The following is a 16,748-nucleotide window of genomic DNA, read 5'->3' as shown; positions in this document are numbered from 1 at the left end:
GCGGATTGTTGAGAGGCTGGCGAGCGTGGCATAAGCCGCTGAGGTGGCGTAGGATTCGGTTGCTAACACCCACCCTCCGCGCATCCGGGCCGCCGCCACACTCGCCATGACCGACAATACGAGTCTGCCGTTCTCATTTCCAGCCGTTTCCCGCAAGAAGCTCACAGCCGCGTTTGACGGCGGCGGGCTGACCTCGGATGGCGGCGTCATGCTTCTGGCCATGGCGGACCAGCGCCTCGGCTTGGCCACGAAGTTGTCCTGTGTATTCCCCGAGCGGCGCGATCCGGGACGCATTGTGCACAGCCTTGCGGATATGATCCGCGCCCGCATCTTCGCCATCGCGTGCGGCTACGAGGATGGCAATGATCTCGATCGTTTACGCGGCGATCCGGCGTTCAAGCTGGCTTGCGGCCGACTGCCGGATACTGGCCGGGATCTGTGTTCGCAGCCGACGCTATCGCGCCTGGAGAATGCACCACACACCTGCGTGAGGTGATCCGGCTGGGCTATACGCTGGTTGACCTATGGATGGACAGCTACGCGCGAGCGCCGAGCGCAATCCTGCTCGACATCGACGACACGGTCGACGTGGTGCATGGCCGTCAGCAACTCTCGCTGTTCAACGCCCATTATGACGGGTACTGCTTCCTGCCGATCCACGTCTACGACACCGAGCACAGCCGGCCTGTTGCGGTCATGCTGCGCCCCGGCAAGACGCCGAGCGGCATCGAGGTGCGGGCACATCTGCGCCGCCTGGTTCGGCGCATTCGCCGGCGCTGGCCCGATACGCGTATCACCTTCCGCGGCGACAGCCATTACGCCTGCCCACAGGCGATGACTTTTTGCGAGCAAAACGGCGTCGATTACATCCTCGCGCTGGCCGGCACCAAGCCGCTCGCCAGAAAGGTCGACGAGGTCTGCGATGCTGTTCGAACCGAACGTGCGGTCGAGAACAAGATCGTGGTTCGCGGCTACACCGAGACCCGCCACGCGGCAGGTTCCTGGCATCGTGAGCGCCGCGTCATCGCTCGCATCGAGGCAACCCAACAAGGGCTCGACGTCCGCTACGTCGTCACCAGCCTGAATATCGGCTCGGCCGAGTGGATCTATGACAGCCTCTATTGCTCACGCGGACAGGCAGAGAACCTGATCAAGCTGCACAAGACCCAGCTCGCCTCCGATCGCACCAGTTGCCGCTCGGCGCTCGCCAACCAGGTCCGCCTCGTCTTCCACACCGCCGCCTATTGGCTCATCCTCGCCGTGCGCGATGCCATCCCGAAGCCGCGTGATCTGGCAACGGCCGAGTTCAACACGATCAGGCTCAGGCTTCTCAAGATCGCAGCCCGCGTCATCGAGACCGCCACCCGCGTCCGTCTAGCCTTCGCTGCGGCGTGCCCCGACGCCGACCTGTTCCGCGGCTTGGCCAACGCTCTGGCCCCGCAAGCGCCCTGAGGCGCGGGGCATGAGCCCCTGGTCACCCCGCCGCCGTCCTCCAACGCGTTCACGAAGTTCGGTCGAAAAACGGCGTCAAAGCCGTAGCGTTCGCGCACGCCTTCAACCCTGACCGAAAATGTTCCAGAAGCCCGCCCGGCAATCATGAATAAGACGGGCTAGGCCGGAATAAACGTGATCCGGCCGGATTCGCCCCGCTTCCGATGTGGCTTTACCGTTATTTCAACGTCTTGGTCGAACGCTGTCAGCATCCGAAGCAGCTTTTCCACTGAAACCAGCGTGAAACTCCGAGCATTCGGCATGCATGGCGCCTGCCGCGTGCACCCAGGCAACGATGGCGGCTTGCACCCGTGCGATGCGCTTCGGCTTAAGCCCCTTGCTCGGGGTGGATGGCGAAGGTGAGGCGATGCTGCCGCCGGGAGACGGCATCTGGCGATCGAGCGCGCTGGCGATGGGCGCGACGAATCGTCGAAGCCGATGTCCCTGTGAATCTGTCCGTCAAAGGCTTCGACGGTGCGCTCGAGCGCATAGGTCTTCCCCGCCAGGTCGAATATTCGACTGGCGGGCCGACCCGCTCGTCCTCCGGCGAGGTTGCATTCGTACGTCGCTCGGCGAAGCGCTCCTCCAATACCTTTGCCACGGCGTCGCGCGTCGTTCATTGTCGATTGGCTTGGTCGCCATCCTCAACCTCTGCTCTTTAGGCGTGAATGGCCGCAGCATGCGCTCGGATCGCGTGTTGGCATCCCTGCCTTCGTCGAGCAGCCTCGTCGGCGATTGAACCCCCGAACTTGCGATAGGAAGGGGTGATATCCCGATTCCAATGGCGATAGCGCCGATCGAAACCGCTAAACAGCCGATACATTGCTATTTGAGGTCTTGCCGAATCAGGCGAAAATCGATATGAATCGGCTGCAGCAGATTCATATGGCGGTTTTTACGATATGGAGCACTTCGCGGTTGTCCAAAGCATCATTCGCGCCGGCCTTGCCGGAGACCGAGAGGCTCTGGACAAGCAGGTACTGCGTCTTTGCGAGCGCCTGGAAAAGGCCGGAGAGGCGAAGGAGGTCGCCACTTTGCAGCGTCTGCGAGCTGCTACGCGGGATACGCAGGAAATGGTGCCGAGCCGCGTGGAGATGTCCCGTGGTCAGGTCTCTGGCGAGATACTCGAACCTGGCGTCAGTCCGCCGATTGATAGAGAAACGGGTGCCCGGTTGTGCTCGATCGATTTTCCGAGTCAAGGTAATCGCGCCCCTGTCTACTCTAGCAGTATGCTGGAGACGGTTGAGGGATTATTGCGCGAATGGACCAATGAGGCCGCCTTGCAAGCGATCGGGGTGTCGCCCACGCGCACTTTGCTGATTTATGGTCCACCCGGATCGGGAAAGACCGTCACAGCCCATTATATCGCTGGCCGATTGAATTTACCGCTTGTCACTGCGCGCATCGACGGCCTCATTTCATCGTTCCTGGGAACGACCGCGCGCAACATCGCCAATCTCTTCGATTTTTCTAATCGCTATGCCTGCGTCCTGCTCCTAGATGAGTTTGATGCGTTGGCGAAGCTCAGGGATGATCCGCAGGAGATCGGCGAGATCAAGCGCGTGGTAAACACCCTTCTCCAAAATCTCGATCTGCGGCGAAGCTTCGGCGTCACGATTGCTATCACTAATCATGATAGGCTTTTGGACCCAGCTGTTTGGCGACGATTCGAGACCCACCTTCAACTCGGTGAGCCCGATGACAGCGCGCGCGAAGGTCTGATTTCGCGCTTCCTGCAGCCAATCGATGCACCCAGTTCAACGCTGCGGGTATTCTCCTATTGCCTGGCGGGGCGCACAGGAGCCGACATCGAGAGGGTATGCACGGCGGTTAAGCGAACACTGGCGCTCAGCGGCGAATCGCACGATGGGCCAGGCTTGTTCCGTTCTCTGAGTGCCGTCCTGGCTCGCACGCCGCATCATGATCATGCTCCGGCGCGTATTCTTGCAGCTGATCAGGAGGCCTTCGTTAGCCTGATCGCCAATGATGGTGCCCTTTCGCTCAAGCAGACCGAAATCGGGGAGGCGACGGGTTACGGACAGTCGCGCGTGAGTGACCTCAAGAAGGCGAAGCGACACTTGCCGCTGATGGAGGCCCCGCATGCCCAATAATCCTGTCCAGATCATTCTGAACGACCGAGATTTTCATCAGGCGCCAGACCCCGGCCAGCCACCTAGGAATAAGGACTTCTTTGAAAGCGCCGACAGGGCGTTCGTCGCGCATCAGACCTCGCTCTTGGCCGCGGTCGATCGGATCATCGACGAGATCAGGAAGAGCCCCTACGGCCCAGCCGCATACCTCAAGGTCCAGATGCGGAACGAGGCACTGGCGAAATCGTATCGGCCCGTCTGGTGGTTGTTCAAGCCGGACCAGTTCCCGTGCGTGGGAGCTGACGCGGTAGGAACGCTCTATTTCCGAGCGCCGCTAATTTACTTGAGAGGCTTGCGGCGGCGCATTGAAGAGGCGGAGCCCTCGGTCGAGATCAAGTATCGGCGATCGGACAATCAGCCATACAAGGCCCCCACCATCGCGCGCGCCGAAGTCGGCGCCATTGAAACGATTGAGATTGCGCCTGCCGAGCAGAAGCGCTCGTTTTCCACCGCGGCCGCGCTCGCCGCGCTCGAGGATCCTCGGGCCGTTTCCGGGTACCAGGTCGAACTTTTCGAGACGCCACTCGAAAGAGTGATTGCGGATGACCCGCTTGGACGATTCGCACTGCGGCGCTCGCTCGAACATCTGCTGCTGTCGCTCGGTATGGGAGCGCGAAGCTATCTCGCTTTTGAAGTCGGGCGGACGCCTGTTCTTGAAGTGCAACTGACGACCCAGCGTGCGAGGGCACTGATCGACAACCGAACAGGAGTGGCAGGAAGCGACACGGGCGTTGCTGTCGATCTATCCTCCATGGATCGCAATCCTGAAAGACACGAGGCCGCCCTCACGGCGCTCCAGAAGCACCCTTTGGTGCGTGCGATTTTGCCCCCTGTGCTGCTCGAGCTGACCGACGACCGCTCAAGCCCGGAAGCGGACAAGGCTGCTGATTCTGTTTCAATCCCAGTTCCCCAGGACCAATCGATCTACCCTGTCGTCGGTGTCATTGATTCAGGGGTGGCTGCAATTCTTGATGACTGGGTGACAGGCCGCTTCGACTATCTCTCATCCGGGGAATACGACGCGGTTCACGGCACGAACGTTGCCGGCCTCCTGACGGTCGGCCAATCGCTTAATGGCGCAACCGTCGCGCCCGAGGCCAATGGTTGCAATCTCTACGACATACCGCTCTACCCGAGCGGACCATTTATGGCCCGCTACCCCAGGGGATTCTCCGACTTCCTTGAGGAGATCGAGCAGGCTGTCGCTGAAGCAAAGACCGAACACGGCGTCAGAGTCTTCAATCTCTCCATCAATGCAGTCGCGGCGGTTGAGCGACATCGATACGGTATCTATGCTTCCCGTCTTGATCAGATAGCAGACGCCTATGGGGTGATCTTCGTGAACTCTGCAGGAAATCTGCCATCGTCCCAAGCGCGCTCCGCTTGGCAAACGCGTCCGGTCGACGTCATCAATTATTTCGCGTCACGAACCTCGCCAGACACTATCTTTAAGCCAGCCGAGAGCGTCAGGTCGATCTCGGTGGGAGCCCTGAATCCACCGAACACCGATCAGATCACGGACGCGCCTACCATTTATACCACGCGCGGGCCGGGTCTCCAGGTTGGAGTCAAGCCCGATGTCGCGTGCTATGGCGGAGCAGGCGGCAGTCGCCCCGGACGACCGACCGGGCTTTCATCGGTATCGGCCGCGGGCACCAAGCAGAGTGTTGTCGGAACGAGCTTCGCCGCGCCGCTTGTTGCGCGCACCCTTGCGGGCCTCGACGTAGCTACCGAGGGAGGCCTGTCTGTTGAAGCCCTCCGGGCCATGTTGCTGCATCACGCAACGATGCCTGAGCCGCTTACGAAACGTGGTCTCAGGGAGATCGGCAGGCAATTTGCCGGCTTCGGCAAGCCGCAAGCCGTCAGCAGGATGTTGGAAACAGATGATCATCAGATCACTCTGTTATTCCAGAGCCGCCTTAGCATTGGTGAGAAGAAGCCTGTCATTCTCCGTTTCCCATTCACCTGGCCGCAGAGTCTCGTCACGGGCGGAAGATGCTCCGGTCGCGCTCGGATAACCCTGGTTTATGCGCCGCCCCTCGATCCAGCGTTTGGTGCTGAGTTCGTTCGCGTCAATTTGGAAGCTGCGCTAAAGCAGCGTCAGCCAGAGCCCGCGTCCGACGGAAGCGTTCGGTTCACCAATCAAATCGCAGCCCGATACCTGCCAAAGTCGACGAATCTCGCCATACCTGAAAAAGCTCTCATTGATCATGGTCTGAAATGGTGGCCGGCGAAGCAATATGAGAGCGCACTTGTCGAGAATGGGAGCTCGTCGCAATGGCGCTTGGAAGTCACAAGCCTCGTTCGGGCCGAAGCACAATTTCCTGTCGAAGGCGTGCCCTTCGCTGTTGTCTTCACGCTTGAAGATCCCGAGGGTGATCGGCCGGTTTTTCGCGAGATGCGGCAATGGCTGCAGGCGAGCAACGCCGTAGCGCAAGATGTTAGAACCGCAACGAGAGTGCGTCCTCGGGGGCGATAGTGCAGGCCGAGGCACCTAAGCATGCCCTAAGCGAGCAAGCTTCAATGATCCGAAGAAATTCGCCGCGGTACCGCGGGCGCAGGACGATATGAGTCAAGAAACGCAACTACTTTCGAGACCTTGCTATCTCAGCCGAACTTCTCGGGTTGCCCTTGCTTGCAGCCAGAATCGTTGCGGAAAGCCCACCCACAAAAGATGTCACCGCCATGGAACCGACGCGATGGGACGTGGGGCTTCGTAGCGCGACGCTCGGGAAAGCGCACGGTTTCTATGACTCGCTTGCCACGATCGCCGAAGGCGGCGCGGTCACAGGCCTCCGCGTGTTCGAGACAATTCTGAAAAATACTCCCGCAATCATCCGGGCAAAAGGCATCGAACCGTCGAGCGAAGCCGAAGTACGCGCCGCGATATACGACGTTCTGAAGTTTGCTTTTCATGACGCGGTACGAGAAATTCCGGTAGCCCAAGTGCTGAAGGTCTATAAGCCCGATTTGGGCGTCCGCTCATTGATGGCGGCGGCGGAATACAAATTTGCTGACACCGAGGCCGAAGTCAAAAAGGCGCTGGATGAGATCTATGCCGACATGAAGGGCTACAGCGGGCATGATGACTGGCGCACATTCTTTGCAGTCATTTACACAACCGATGCTCTTGTCCACCAAGATAAGCTAGAGGCAGAGTTCCGCGGCGTTAAGGCGGATGTAAACTGGGCGCCTATCATTCTTGTCGGCAAAGGAGGTCGAAAGAAGAAGGTTGCGCCATGATCAAGCATGCGAGGGCAAGTAAGAATATAATCGTTTGCCATCGCGATTTGAGGATCGATGGTTCTCTTGGGAGCTCTCCGACGCTAAAGCGCAAGTCTGTTCTCATTCTCTTTAGCGATCGATGAATCGTCGTCAGCCTTAACGATCTTGATAAAGGCCTCTGGCGATGCCATTGCCTCGTCGAGTAGCTCTCGCTCAGTCAGTGCCACAAATAGAGCGCATGAACGGGCCTGACAGTTGATGGACTTGCTTGGGTTGAACTCAATATCGGTGAAGCCGGCGAACCGTTCCTGCATAACAATCCGCTCTTTCAGCCACTCGCGGTGTGGGTAGATTGCTGTCAGGTACAGCCAATCATAGAACACGTTCGGCGGAACGAGAGGGAATGAGTGGCCCTCGAATTCAAAGCGGATCAATCGCCCAGAATCCCGCAAGCGCCCATCCCGTTTAGCTGTCCTGGCATCGACATCGTATATGTCTATGTAGGGTCAGCGAGGTCAAGACGGCGCTCCCATGACATTGGCCGGTGTCCGGTCCGCGCCGCGCTCGCCGCAAAGATGTGCATGCAGCGCGGCCACGCATTGATCCGCGTTCTTGTTGTCACGCTTTTGGCCCGGGACGATCGTGAGATCGGCAAGTTGATAGAACGGCGCGCGCTCGCGGATCAGTTGCGTGATCTTGTCCGCTCGGTCCTCGGTCTGCAACAGCGGTCGAGCGGTGTCACGCCTAAGGCGTCTCTTGATTTCGCCTGCGTCCGTATTGAGCCAGATCGAAACCCCCTTCTCGGCGACGCAGCGCCGCGTCTCCTCGCGCATGAACGCGCCGTCACCGATGGCGAACACCGCCGGCCCTCGCTCGAGAAACTCCGCGATCAACCTCGCCTCGAGGTCCCTAAAATGCCGCTCCCCTTTGGTTGCAAAAATATCCGCTATCGACAGACGAGCCATTGTCTCGATTTTCTTGTCGGAATCGATGAAAGGCAACCCCAGCCGTCGCGCAAGATGTGAGCCGATAGCGGATTTGCCGGCACCCGGCATGCCGACGAGCACGACCGGCCGCGCGCCCAGGGCGCCAACGACCTCTCTTGCGATCGCGGAGTGTGCCGTACGGCCCGGCGGCGACTTTTGCAACCGGCGAACGAGGCTGGTACCGGCTGTACCACCCGCGTCGGCTTCCCAATGCGGGATTGATGTGGCTCCTTCGGGAACGACAACCTTGCTGCAGGCCTGTCGTACGCGCTCCAAGAGTGGCTCGGCCATTGACTGGTCCGAGGGCTCTCGGCTCGTTCGCTGCCCCTCCTGCAGCTTCTGCAGCTCCTTGTAAGTGTCGTGATTGATGATCTTGGCGGTGTAACTGTCTGCCGTGTGGAACTCCACCTCGAAGCGGTAGCCGCTGGTCGTGGCGAAGACAGTCTTGATGCCGACGAAGGTCGGTGATCTGGCTTTGAACCAATTGGTCGTACTGACCTCAGCACAGCCGCTCTCGTCAAAGGCTAGAATGGCCTTCTTGACGGCACGCGTAAAATCCCGATCAGGGAGCTCGAGGACGTGGCGTACAGCGTTGCTGATCAGCTGAACGCTGGCCTCAGACGGGGCCTGCATGCCGGCGAGTTGGTCTGTCATCGAGCTTTCTGATCTCAAACGCTCAGCGAGATGGGGCATCTTCACCTCTATGTTAGCCCGTCTGAGGGCTTCGGCGACCGAGCCCACCATAGCGGTAATGCTGTTCTCTTCGGCCTGAGCGCGGGAAGCCTCCATTTGGGCGCGCTGTGCAGCCTGCTCACGTGTCAACGTGATCGTCGTCGCGGAATCATCGGCAGCAAGCTCTCGGCGCGAGGGTTCAGGCAGAATGCCTTGCTCGGCTGCAAGCTTGATCGAGACTTGCATAACTGAAGCCGCCAGCGTTGGATTGTCCTTGAGATCGTCCAAGGTGGCATCAACATCGAACTGACCCTGGTTGAGGGCAGCCGCGACGCTCTTGGCGTAAGGCACTGATTTCAACCCCGGTGTCTGTTGCAGCAGACGCTGAAGATACCCGCTCTTGATCATAAAGGTGTGGGCACCGGTGTCGGATTTATAGGCGTCAGTCCCGACCTTGATACCGAGGCTCAGTAGATTGCTTGCACTTTGGACGAGATCGTGCGGATTGTAACCATCCGGCCGCGGGTCGATGCGCACGGGGTAACGATCGACGATAAGCTGGATACGGTCGCGTGGCTGAGCCGTTGCCGGATAGACCTCCGCCAGCTCCGGGAACAGCTCGCAGAGCGGTTGGCTCAAGGCGAGCTGTGTCTCACTCACGCTGGCCGCTGTTTCGGGCACCAGTTGTCCGGGCAGGGCTTGCTCATCCAGCCTTTCGGTCCATGCCTCGAGCTCGGTGACGAGCAACTCGGCCATTTCGCGCGCGACCGGATGGTCTGCCAGCTCGATCTCGTGCCGCGCCTTCTTGAGTTTGTCCTGGACGTCCTGAACACTGACTTGCTCCTGTTCCAAGAGGTCTCCGATTCCTCGCTTGAGCTCTTGGTGAACGCCTTCATAGGTGCCGAAGATGGCACGCTCGGCAAACCACTGTCGGGCCTCATTGGATTGAGCCAGAAAGCCTCGCTGCAGGCCGGTGTATATTTCAAGAACATTCCGCGTGGCGGCGAGGATCTGACTGGCGCGACCGAATTTGTAATGACCGTCCTCAATCGCTGGGGTATGCGACTTTGGCGGCTTGAGCGAGCGCAATCCGCGAGCTTGCTCCTCTTGATGGAATTGCCCGACATGCTCGTAAAGCTGCGGCCGGTCGCCGATGATGAGAAGGCTATCCCCGTCGAAGTCGCCGTCAAGCTTCTTCTGTTCATCGGGCGGCACGGCAACCACCGAGCCTGAGGCAAACAATTCAGTCGCCTGGAGGATGCCGACACAGTCGATCGCTGTGTCTACTTTTGCGCGGTCTTTGCTCTTGGTCCAGTTCGAATGGCACTTGACGTCCTCGGCAGACATCACCAGCGCCCGGTCGGCGAAGTCGGTCGGCCACATCTCATCCGGCACCACGATCAGAAGCCCTTTTGCGAAGAACGTCGGATCGTTGGCTGCCAACTCCTTCCCCGACTTCTGGGCAACATTAAAACTGTATTGGATGGTCACGCACTGATCGAGGAACGTTGCGGTCGGGTCCACATCAGCAGGCGACCTGACCTGGTCGGGGGCGAGCGGACGCAGGTTAGGCTTGTCATAAGGTGATCGCCCAATCAGCACGCCGCCACCGCTCAACATCCCGCTCTTGAGCGTCGGCACATGAAGACGACCGTCTGCGGACGGGATCGCGATTGCGCCCAGACCATTGATATGTCCGGCGGTCACGGTGCGAAACAGCTCCTCAGATGTCAGCTTATGATCTTTCCGGCTCTCAAGCCAGCTCCTGGCCTTCTCGCGCACCTCATCCGCCACTTGCTCGCTACGGGGATAATGTTGCAGCGCCGAGACCGGCAGGACCGAATGCCTTGCCTCACCATATGCGAGCACCCGGTCAGGGCCTTCCTGTTGGCCGGTGCGACGCACAGCTGGCATAAGGTTGGCTAGCGAGGCCCTGATGAAGCCGCACCCATCATGCGGTCGCAACGCGATAGGGCCGTCTAGCCCCCTCAGCTTGAAGGGATGCTCCTCGTTGGTCGGGCGGTCCGGCAGCAATGCCAATTTGAACGCGCCTTCAAGCGCGTAGTCATGCGGAGATAGATCCTTGATCGCGGGAGGCGCCGCAAAACCCCTGCGCTGAGTGTAATAATAGGCCTCCTTGAAAGGGGCCCAGGCGCGAGACAGCTGCTCGAAGGCGGTGCCCGGTGCGGTTTCGGCATAGGGAATCGCCAGAAGCTTTCCCCCGCTAGGTTTTGCTGGCTCACCTGGAGCACGGGCTGCCACCTGAGACACGGTCAGTCGCGGCGGCTTCAACTTGCTGCCGCCGAACAGGTCCATGCGGTATGGGACTCCGTTGACGTTCACCGTACGCGCCAGCATGAACGCGCTCGGTGTTGCTGGCAGTTGCACCGCGACCACCGGAAGGACTCCGGAGGTCAGGCGATGAAAAATCGAATACCGCATCTCCGGCTCCTTGGCCAGCGGCCGCCCCTGCATGTCCACTACAGGCAGCTGCATCAGTCCCGCGTCACCCTGCGGAGTTCTTGGCGCGTGGTCCATGGATCGCAAGACCTGATGCACGTCGAAGACCGACGCAGGATGTTGCGCCTGGATCGCCGCCGCATCCTGCTCCATGAATAAGTCCAGCGCATCTACGGGACTGTCGGCCTCGATCTGCGCAATCAGATTCCAGCTCATGCTGGAAAGATCGCCTTGAATCAGGTCGCGCGCCCCGGCCAAGATCTCTCTGGTCCCATCGTGCAGCTCTTCCTGCCTGATCCGTAACTCGGGCCTCTTGCCCTCGACATACGGTGACCTGAACAATCTCTCCAGGACTGCACGAGCCTTGAGCGTCTGATAGATCGATAAAGCGGGACAGCGGCTTGCAAGCGGCCCACGGATCCGCTCGGCATCGTTTGCGTTCAGATGCGCCTCGATCTTGTGCTCGACCACAGGTTGGACGTCGTTGAGCAGGTTGAGGGCCTGCCTGCGGTGCCAGCGTAGCGGCCTCTGTGGGCTACGCGCCAGCGGCAGCAGAGCAGCACAGAGATTGCCCATGGTTTCCAGATCGTTCTTGGCCGAAAAGTCAGGGGCTTGACGCAATTCCGACAGCCGATTCAAGCCTGTCGGCGCGAGCAAACCGAGATCATCAACCAGCCGAGCCTTACCTAGCCCCTTGAAAATGGTTGTGATGTGCAGAACGTCTGCCTGTTCCAGACGATCATGATCATAGTACAGGTAGTGGGCGAGCTTGTGCAACCGATCCTTCGGGAGAGCAGCCTCCGTAATCTCCCCACTGTCCTCTGTGCTCATGATCGTTCGCGACAGAGCATTGGCGAGCATACTCAGCTGAGGCGTGGTGAACACACCGAATCGCCACTCTCGAACGCCTAGGCCGCGCGCAATGTCCATCGTGGACTGCCGGCACGCCGCCTCTTCCGGCCATTTGGCGAACCCGTTCACCAAGGTCGCCACTACCTGTGGAGCGAAATCAGCGTGCTGGCGCCGACGGGCTTCCTCGGCGATCGCGGCCGCGGCTTTGCGGCAGTCCTCCTCGTCCGGCCACTTGCTGAAGCCGTTCACCAGACTCGCCAGTCCCTGTGGAGCAAAATCAGAGAGTTCGGCGCGGCGAAGTACCTCGCTCGCGATCGCGAACGTGGCGTCGCGAGAGGCCGACGCTTCCGGCCATTTGCTGAAACCGTTCACCAGGTTCGCTAGCCACTGCGGAGCAAAATCAGAGAGTTCGGCGCGGCGAAGTACCTCGCTCGCGATCGCGAACGTGGCGTCGCGAGGGGCCGGCTCTTCCGGCCATTTGCTGAAACCGTTCACCAGATTAGCAAGCTCCTGGTGGGTAGAATCGCGGAGTCGGACATCGTGGCGAAGAACCTCGTTCGCTATCGCGACTGTGGCTTGCTGAAACGCCGCCTCATCTGGCCACTTGCTGAAGCCGTTCACCAGGTTCGCCAGCTCCTGCGAGGTAAAATCAGAAAACCAGATGTCGCGAGCAAGGACCTCCCGTGCGATTGCGACCGTGCCGCCCCGACACTCCGCCGCTTCCGGCCACTTGCTGAAACCGTTCACCAAATTAGCTAAGTGCTGGTGGCTAAAGTCAGAGAGCCACGCGCCGCGGCGACAAACCTCGTCGGCGATCGCGACTGTGGCTTGGCCAGAGGCCGCCATTTCCGGCCACTTGCTAAAACCGTTCACCAGGTTCGCTAGTCCCTGCGGCGTAAAGTCAGAGAGCTGGCGGCCGGGCACCTCCGCAGCGATTGCGACCGTAGCGTCGCGACAATCTGGAGTTTCCCGCCACTTGCTGAAACCGTTAACCAAATTAGACAGATGCTGATGGTCAAAGTCAGAAAGCGGGGCGCCGCGGCGGAGGATTTCATGCGCTATCGCGACGGCGGCTTGCTGAGACGCCGGCGCTTCTGGCCACTTGCTGAAACCGTTCACCAAGTTCGCCAGTTCATGTGCAGCAAAATCGGAGAGCTGGCGCCCGCGGATCTCCCCAGCGATTGCGACTGTCGCCTCGCGACAACCCGCTGCGTTCGGCCACCTGCTGAAGCCATTCACCAGATTAGTCAGGTGCTGGTGAGTAAAATCACGGAGCTGGGCGCCGCGGCGAAGGACCTCATGCGCGATCGCGTCGGCGGCTCGCTGATTTCTTGCCCCTTCCGGCCACTTGCAGAAACCGTTCACCAGGTTCACCAAGTCCTGGTGATTAAAATCGGAGAGCCCGAACTCGCCGCGCGCGGCGCGACGACGGACCTCACCGGCAATCGCTCCGGTGGTCTGGCGAGACCACTCGTTTTCTGGCCACTTAGTGAAGCCGTTTACCAGGTTTGCTAGGTCTTGCTGACGGAATTCAGAGAGACGGGCACGGCGGTCACGACGGAGCACCTCACTGGCCATCGCGCCTGCTGCTTGACGCGATGGCGCCTCTTCCGGCCACTTGCTGAACCCGTTCACCAATGTCGCCAGCGTCTGTGGAGTAAGATGAGACAACTGGTCGTCGCGGCGAAAGATCTCACTGGCGATTGCGAGCGCGGCGTCGCGACAGTCCGTCCCGTCCGGCCACTTGCTGAAACCATTCACCAGGTTCGTCAGATTTTGGTAATTAAAATCGGACAGTTGGCCGCGGCGGTCAATAACTTCGCCTGCGATCGCGATCGTGGCCTGGTGACAGTCTGCATCGTCCGGGCATTTGCTGAACCCGTTCACCAGGTTCGCCAGTTCCTGCGAAGTAAAATGAAAGAGCCCTTCCTCGTGGGCGCGGCGAGAGAGTTCTGTGGCGATGTTGGCTGTGGCTTGGCGACAGGGTGTCTCTTGCGGCCATTTGCTAAAACCGTTCACCAAATTCGCCAGCCCCTGGCGATCAAAGTCAGAGAGCCCTAACTCGCCGCGAACAGCGCGGCGAGCGATCTCACTGGCGATCGCGACACTCGCTCGGAGAGACGCCACCTCTTCCGGCCACTTGCTGAACCCGTTCACCAATGACGCGAGCGCCTGCTGAGTAAGATGAGAGAGCTGGTCATCGCGGCGACAGATCTCGTTGGCGATTGCCAGTGCGGCGTGGCGACAGTCCGCCCCGTCCGCCCACTTACTGAAGCCATTCACCAGATTCGTTAGATTCTGGTAAGTAAACTTAGACAGTTGGGCGCGGCGGCCAATAACCTCACTGGCGATCGCCACCGCGGCCTGGTGACAGTTCGCATCGTCCGGGCATTTGCTGAACCCATTCACTAGGTTCGCCAGCTCCTGCGGACTAAAATGAGAGAGCCCTTGCTCGGGGGCGCGGCGAGAGAGTTCTGTGGCGATGTTGGCTGTGGCTTGGCGACAGACCGCCTCTTCCGGCCATTTGCTGAAGCCGTTCACCAAGTTCGCCACGTCCTGGTGATTGAAATCAGAGAGCCCACACCCGCGGGCGGCGCGGCGAGCAACTTCACCGGCAATCGCTCCGGTCGCCTGGCGAGACGACGCCTCTTGCGGCCACTTGGTGAAGCCGTTCACCAGGTTCGCCAGTTCCTGCTGACTGAATTCAGAGAGCCGGGCGCGGTGGTCACGACGGAGAACCTCACCGGCTATCGCGCCTGCAGCTTGGCGAGAAGCCCTCTGTTCCGGCCATTTGCTGAAACCGTACACAAGGTTGGGCAGTTCCTGGTGAGTGAATTCAGAGAGCCGGGCACGGCGGTCGCGACGGAGGACCTCGTCCGCGATCCTGACTGCCGCTTGGCAAAAGGCCTCCTCTTCCGGGCATTTGCCGAAACCGTTCACGAGATTCGCCAAGTCCTGGTGATTAAAGGCAGAGAGGCCGAAGTCACTGGAAGCGCGGCGAAGGACCTCACTGGCGAGCGTGGCCATAGCATCGCGACAATCGGCTGCATGCGGCCACTTGCTGAAACCGTTTACGAGGTTCGCTAAGTTCTGCTGATCAAAATCCGAGAGCCGAAAACGGCGGTCGGCGCGACGACGGACCTCACGGGCGACGGCTTCCGTGCCCTCACGAGTTTCCTCCCGTTGCGCCCACTTGCTGAAACCGTTCACCAGCAACGACAGACCTTGACTATTCAGCGGCCCAAGTGCCCCGTCTTCGTCGCGACAAAATTCGGCGATTCTGATCGTTCCATTGCGGCATGTCCTCGATTGCGGATGCCGACCAAATGATGCAGCCAAAAGCGAAAGCGTTTTTGGCTCGACTTCGTATAACAACGCACCATGACACTGCGACACGCGAGCCGCCATCGCCTTGCAAGCCCCGACACCTTCCTGACCTCCGACCTCGCGACTCACCACGTTGCATACCGTCGCGTAGCCCCACGATTTACCCCGGCGGATATCGTCCTCGAAGCGAGGGACAAATTGACTTCTGAAGTGGGCGGCGGCCTTTCGTACGAATGTCGCATAAATCTCGTCGCCAGCCCTTTGCAGCTGTTTGTCATGCTTTACTACGGCACATGAGAATCCAACGATGTCACGGGCGTAATAAATCGTGTCTAGAGCTGCATTAGATTGTTGTTCTGAGATTGCACTTTGCGTGCTCTGCGTGGCGACGTCATCTGTGCGCCGCCTTTTGGGTTCGCGCTCCAGGCCGGATACGGATTGCCTGCGCGAGGAGGAGGCAATTTTTTGTGAGTTTCTGGACTGATCGGCACTTCGGCTCTCGGCGCCGGAACGCGACGGACCTTCTCGCCAATCTGGCGCGACGCGATACGGCAAATAGCGGGAACTTGGCTGGTCGTCCTGCAGATGGTCGTCACGCGCATCAACGGTGCGGTCGGCCCATGCGCCGCGTCGGACATTGCTACGTCGGACATTGCCAGCCGGAGGCGGGCTTTGAGCGGATGGCGCTTGAGCGGGTGGCGCTCCCAAATTTCGATTTTCGGTGCGCAAGCCTTGCACGACAGAACTGAACGTCGGGCCATCGCCTGCGCCGCCAACATCTGATGCTGCACTGGTCCAGTGCGCTTCTTGTTCACTGGATGCATTCCCAGGTCGGTCAACTCGAGTCAAAATCCGCCCTCCCGACAGGCGAGAATTAGCCGATCAGAACGTTCGGCGCACACGCGGTCCAGCCGCGACGGCATCAACGATTTTGTTCGATAGCCGATCAGAAAGGAGCTTTTTACGCTGCGCCAACGAGACATGGCTCGCCACACCCGAAAAGCGCAGACCATTTCTGCACAATTGATCGAAGTGTGGCATCGAAGATATCCACGTCAACTGACGTGAACCTGACCTGCGCAAAGCGGGCAATCCGGAGTGGTGTTGCATTCGCCCAACTAAGCCACTCGTCCGGGAGTTGCGAAGGCAAGATCGAGACAGGTGTGGCGCGGTGATCTTGGCTTTTCCCCTCCGCGACATTGATGCGAGTAGGAACGGCGGTCCAAGTAGCTAATCGAGCAAGAGCTGCCCGAGTGCCAAGCGCGTAGATTGGTGTTCTCGAAGAACTTCGTCGGCACGCTTCTTCGCCGGGTGTCAAAGGCTCTCGGTGAGCAGCTCGCGGCTGAGACTGGCCGGCCGTTCAATCCGTTGTCCGCCCGCGAATATCCTACTGGCACCTATCGACAGCGCTTCGCGTGCCTCCGGCCGCGTCGTGAATCGAGGACGGGTCTCGGCTTGGACCATCTGATGTCCGCACCAGCTCCGCCATCGACGTCGCGTTGGTGGCCGAGCCAAATACAAGCTGGAGTGGCAGGTCGCCGCAGACGCTCAGCAGTTCGCAATTTCGACTCCTCCGCCTTGCAGC

Annotated in this window: 5 protein-coding genes and 1 pseudogene; 4 read left to right on the top strand and 2 right to left on the bottom strand. The window is 59.9% G+C overall.

Features of this window, described 5'->3' with window-relative positions; translation table 11 throughout:
* Positions 1-106: 106 nt before the first annotated feature.
* From NLM32_RS07590 to NLM32_RS07575, 4 genes and pseudogenes are all read left to right on the top strand, one after another.
* A pseudogene (locus NLM32_RS07590) lies at positions 107-1,452 on the top strand (IS1380 family transposase).
* A gap of 941 nt (positions 1,453-2,393) precedes the next feature.
* Positions 2,394-3,602, top strand: a complete 1,209-nt coding sequence (locus NLM32_RS07585) for an AAA family ATPase (RefSeq protein WP_254128566.1) — start codon at positions 2,394-2,396, stop codon at positions 3,600-3,602.
* A complete protein-coding gene (locus NLM32_RS07580; protein WP_254128565.1) occupies positions 3,592-6,120 on the top strand; it encodes a S8 family peptidase in 2,529 nt (842 codons plus the stop codon). Before NLM32_RS07585 ends, NLM32_RS07580 begins: the two co-directional genes overlap by 11 nt.
* Before the next feature lie 152 nt (positions 6,121-6,272).
* Complete coding sequence (locus NLM32_RS07575) at positions 6,273-6,884, top strand: hypothetical protein (RefSeq protein WP_254128564.1); 612 nt, start codon at positions 6,273-6,275, stop codon at positions 6,882-6,884.
* 83 nt (positions 6,885-6,967) lie between these two features.
* Here the strand turns inward: NLM32_RS07575 and NLM32_RS07570 are convergent, their stop codons facing one another.
* Both NLM32_RS07570 and NLM32_RS07565 read right to left on the bottom strand, forming a co-directional pair.
* Positions 6,968-7,360: a hypothetical protein gene (locus NLM32_RS07570; protein WP_375143628.1), complete on the bottom strand. Its 393-nt coding sequence runs from the start codon at positions 7,358-7,360 to the stop codon at positions 6,968-6,970.
* Positions 7,361-7,381: 21 nt separating this feature from the next.
* The gene (locus NLM32_RS07565) at positions 7,382-16,012 is read right to left on the bottom strand and encodes a shikimate kinase (protein WP_254128562.1); all 8,631 of its coding nucleotides are present in this window, start codon (positions 16,010-16,012) and stop codon (positions 7,382-7,384) included.
* Between the last annotated feature and the right edge of the window lie 736 nt (positions 16,013-16,748).

It is taken from the genome of Bradyrhizobium sp. CCGUVB14, assembly GCF_024199935.1.
Lineage (GTDB): Bacteria > Pseudomonadota > Alphaproteobacteria > Rhizobiales > Xanthobacteraceae > Bradyrhizobium.
The sequence above is the reverse complement of the archived record's forward strand: the minus strand, read 5'-3'. Positions and strand labels throughout refer to the sequence as shown.

Coding starts and splice junctions, on each gene's coding strand:
- NLM32_RS07585 (WP_254128566.1), top strand. CDS start 2,394: ATGGAGCACTTCGCGGTTGTCCAAAGCATCATTCGCGCCGGCCTTGCC.
- NLM32_RS07580 (WP_254128565.1), top strand. CDS start 3,592: ATGCCCAATAATCCTGTCCAGATCATTCTGAACGACCGAGATTTTCAT.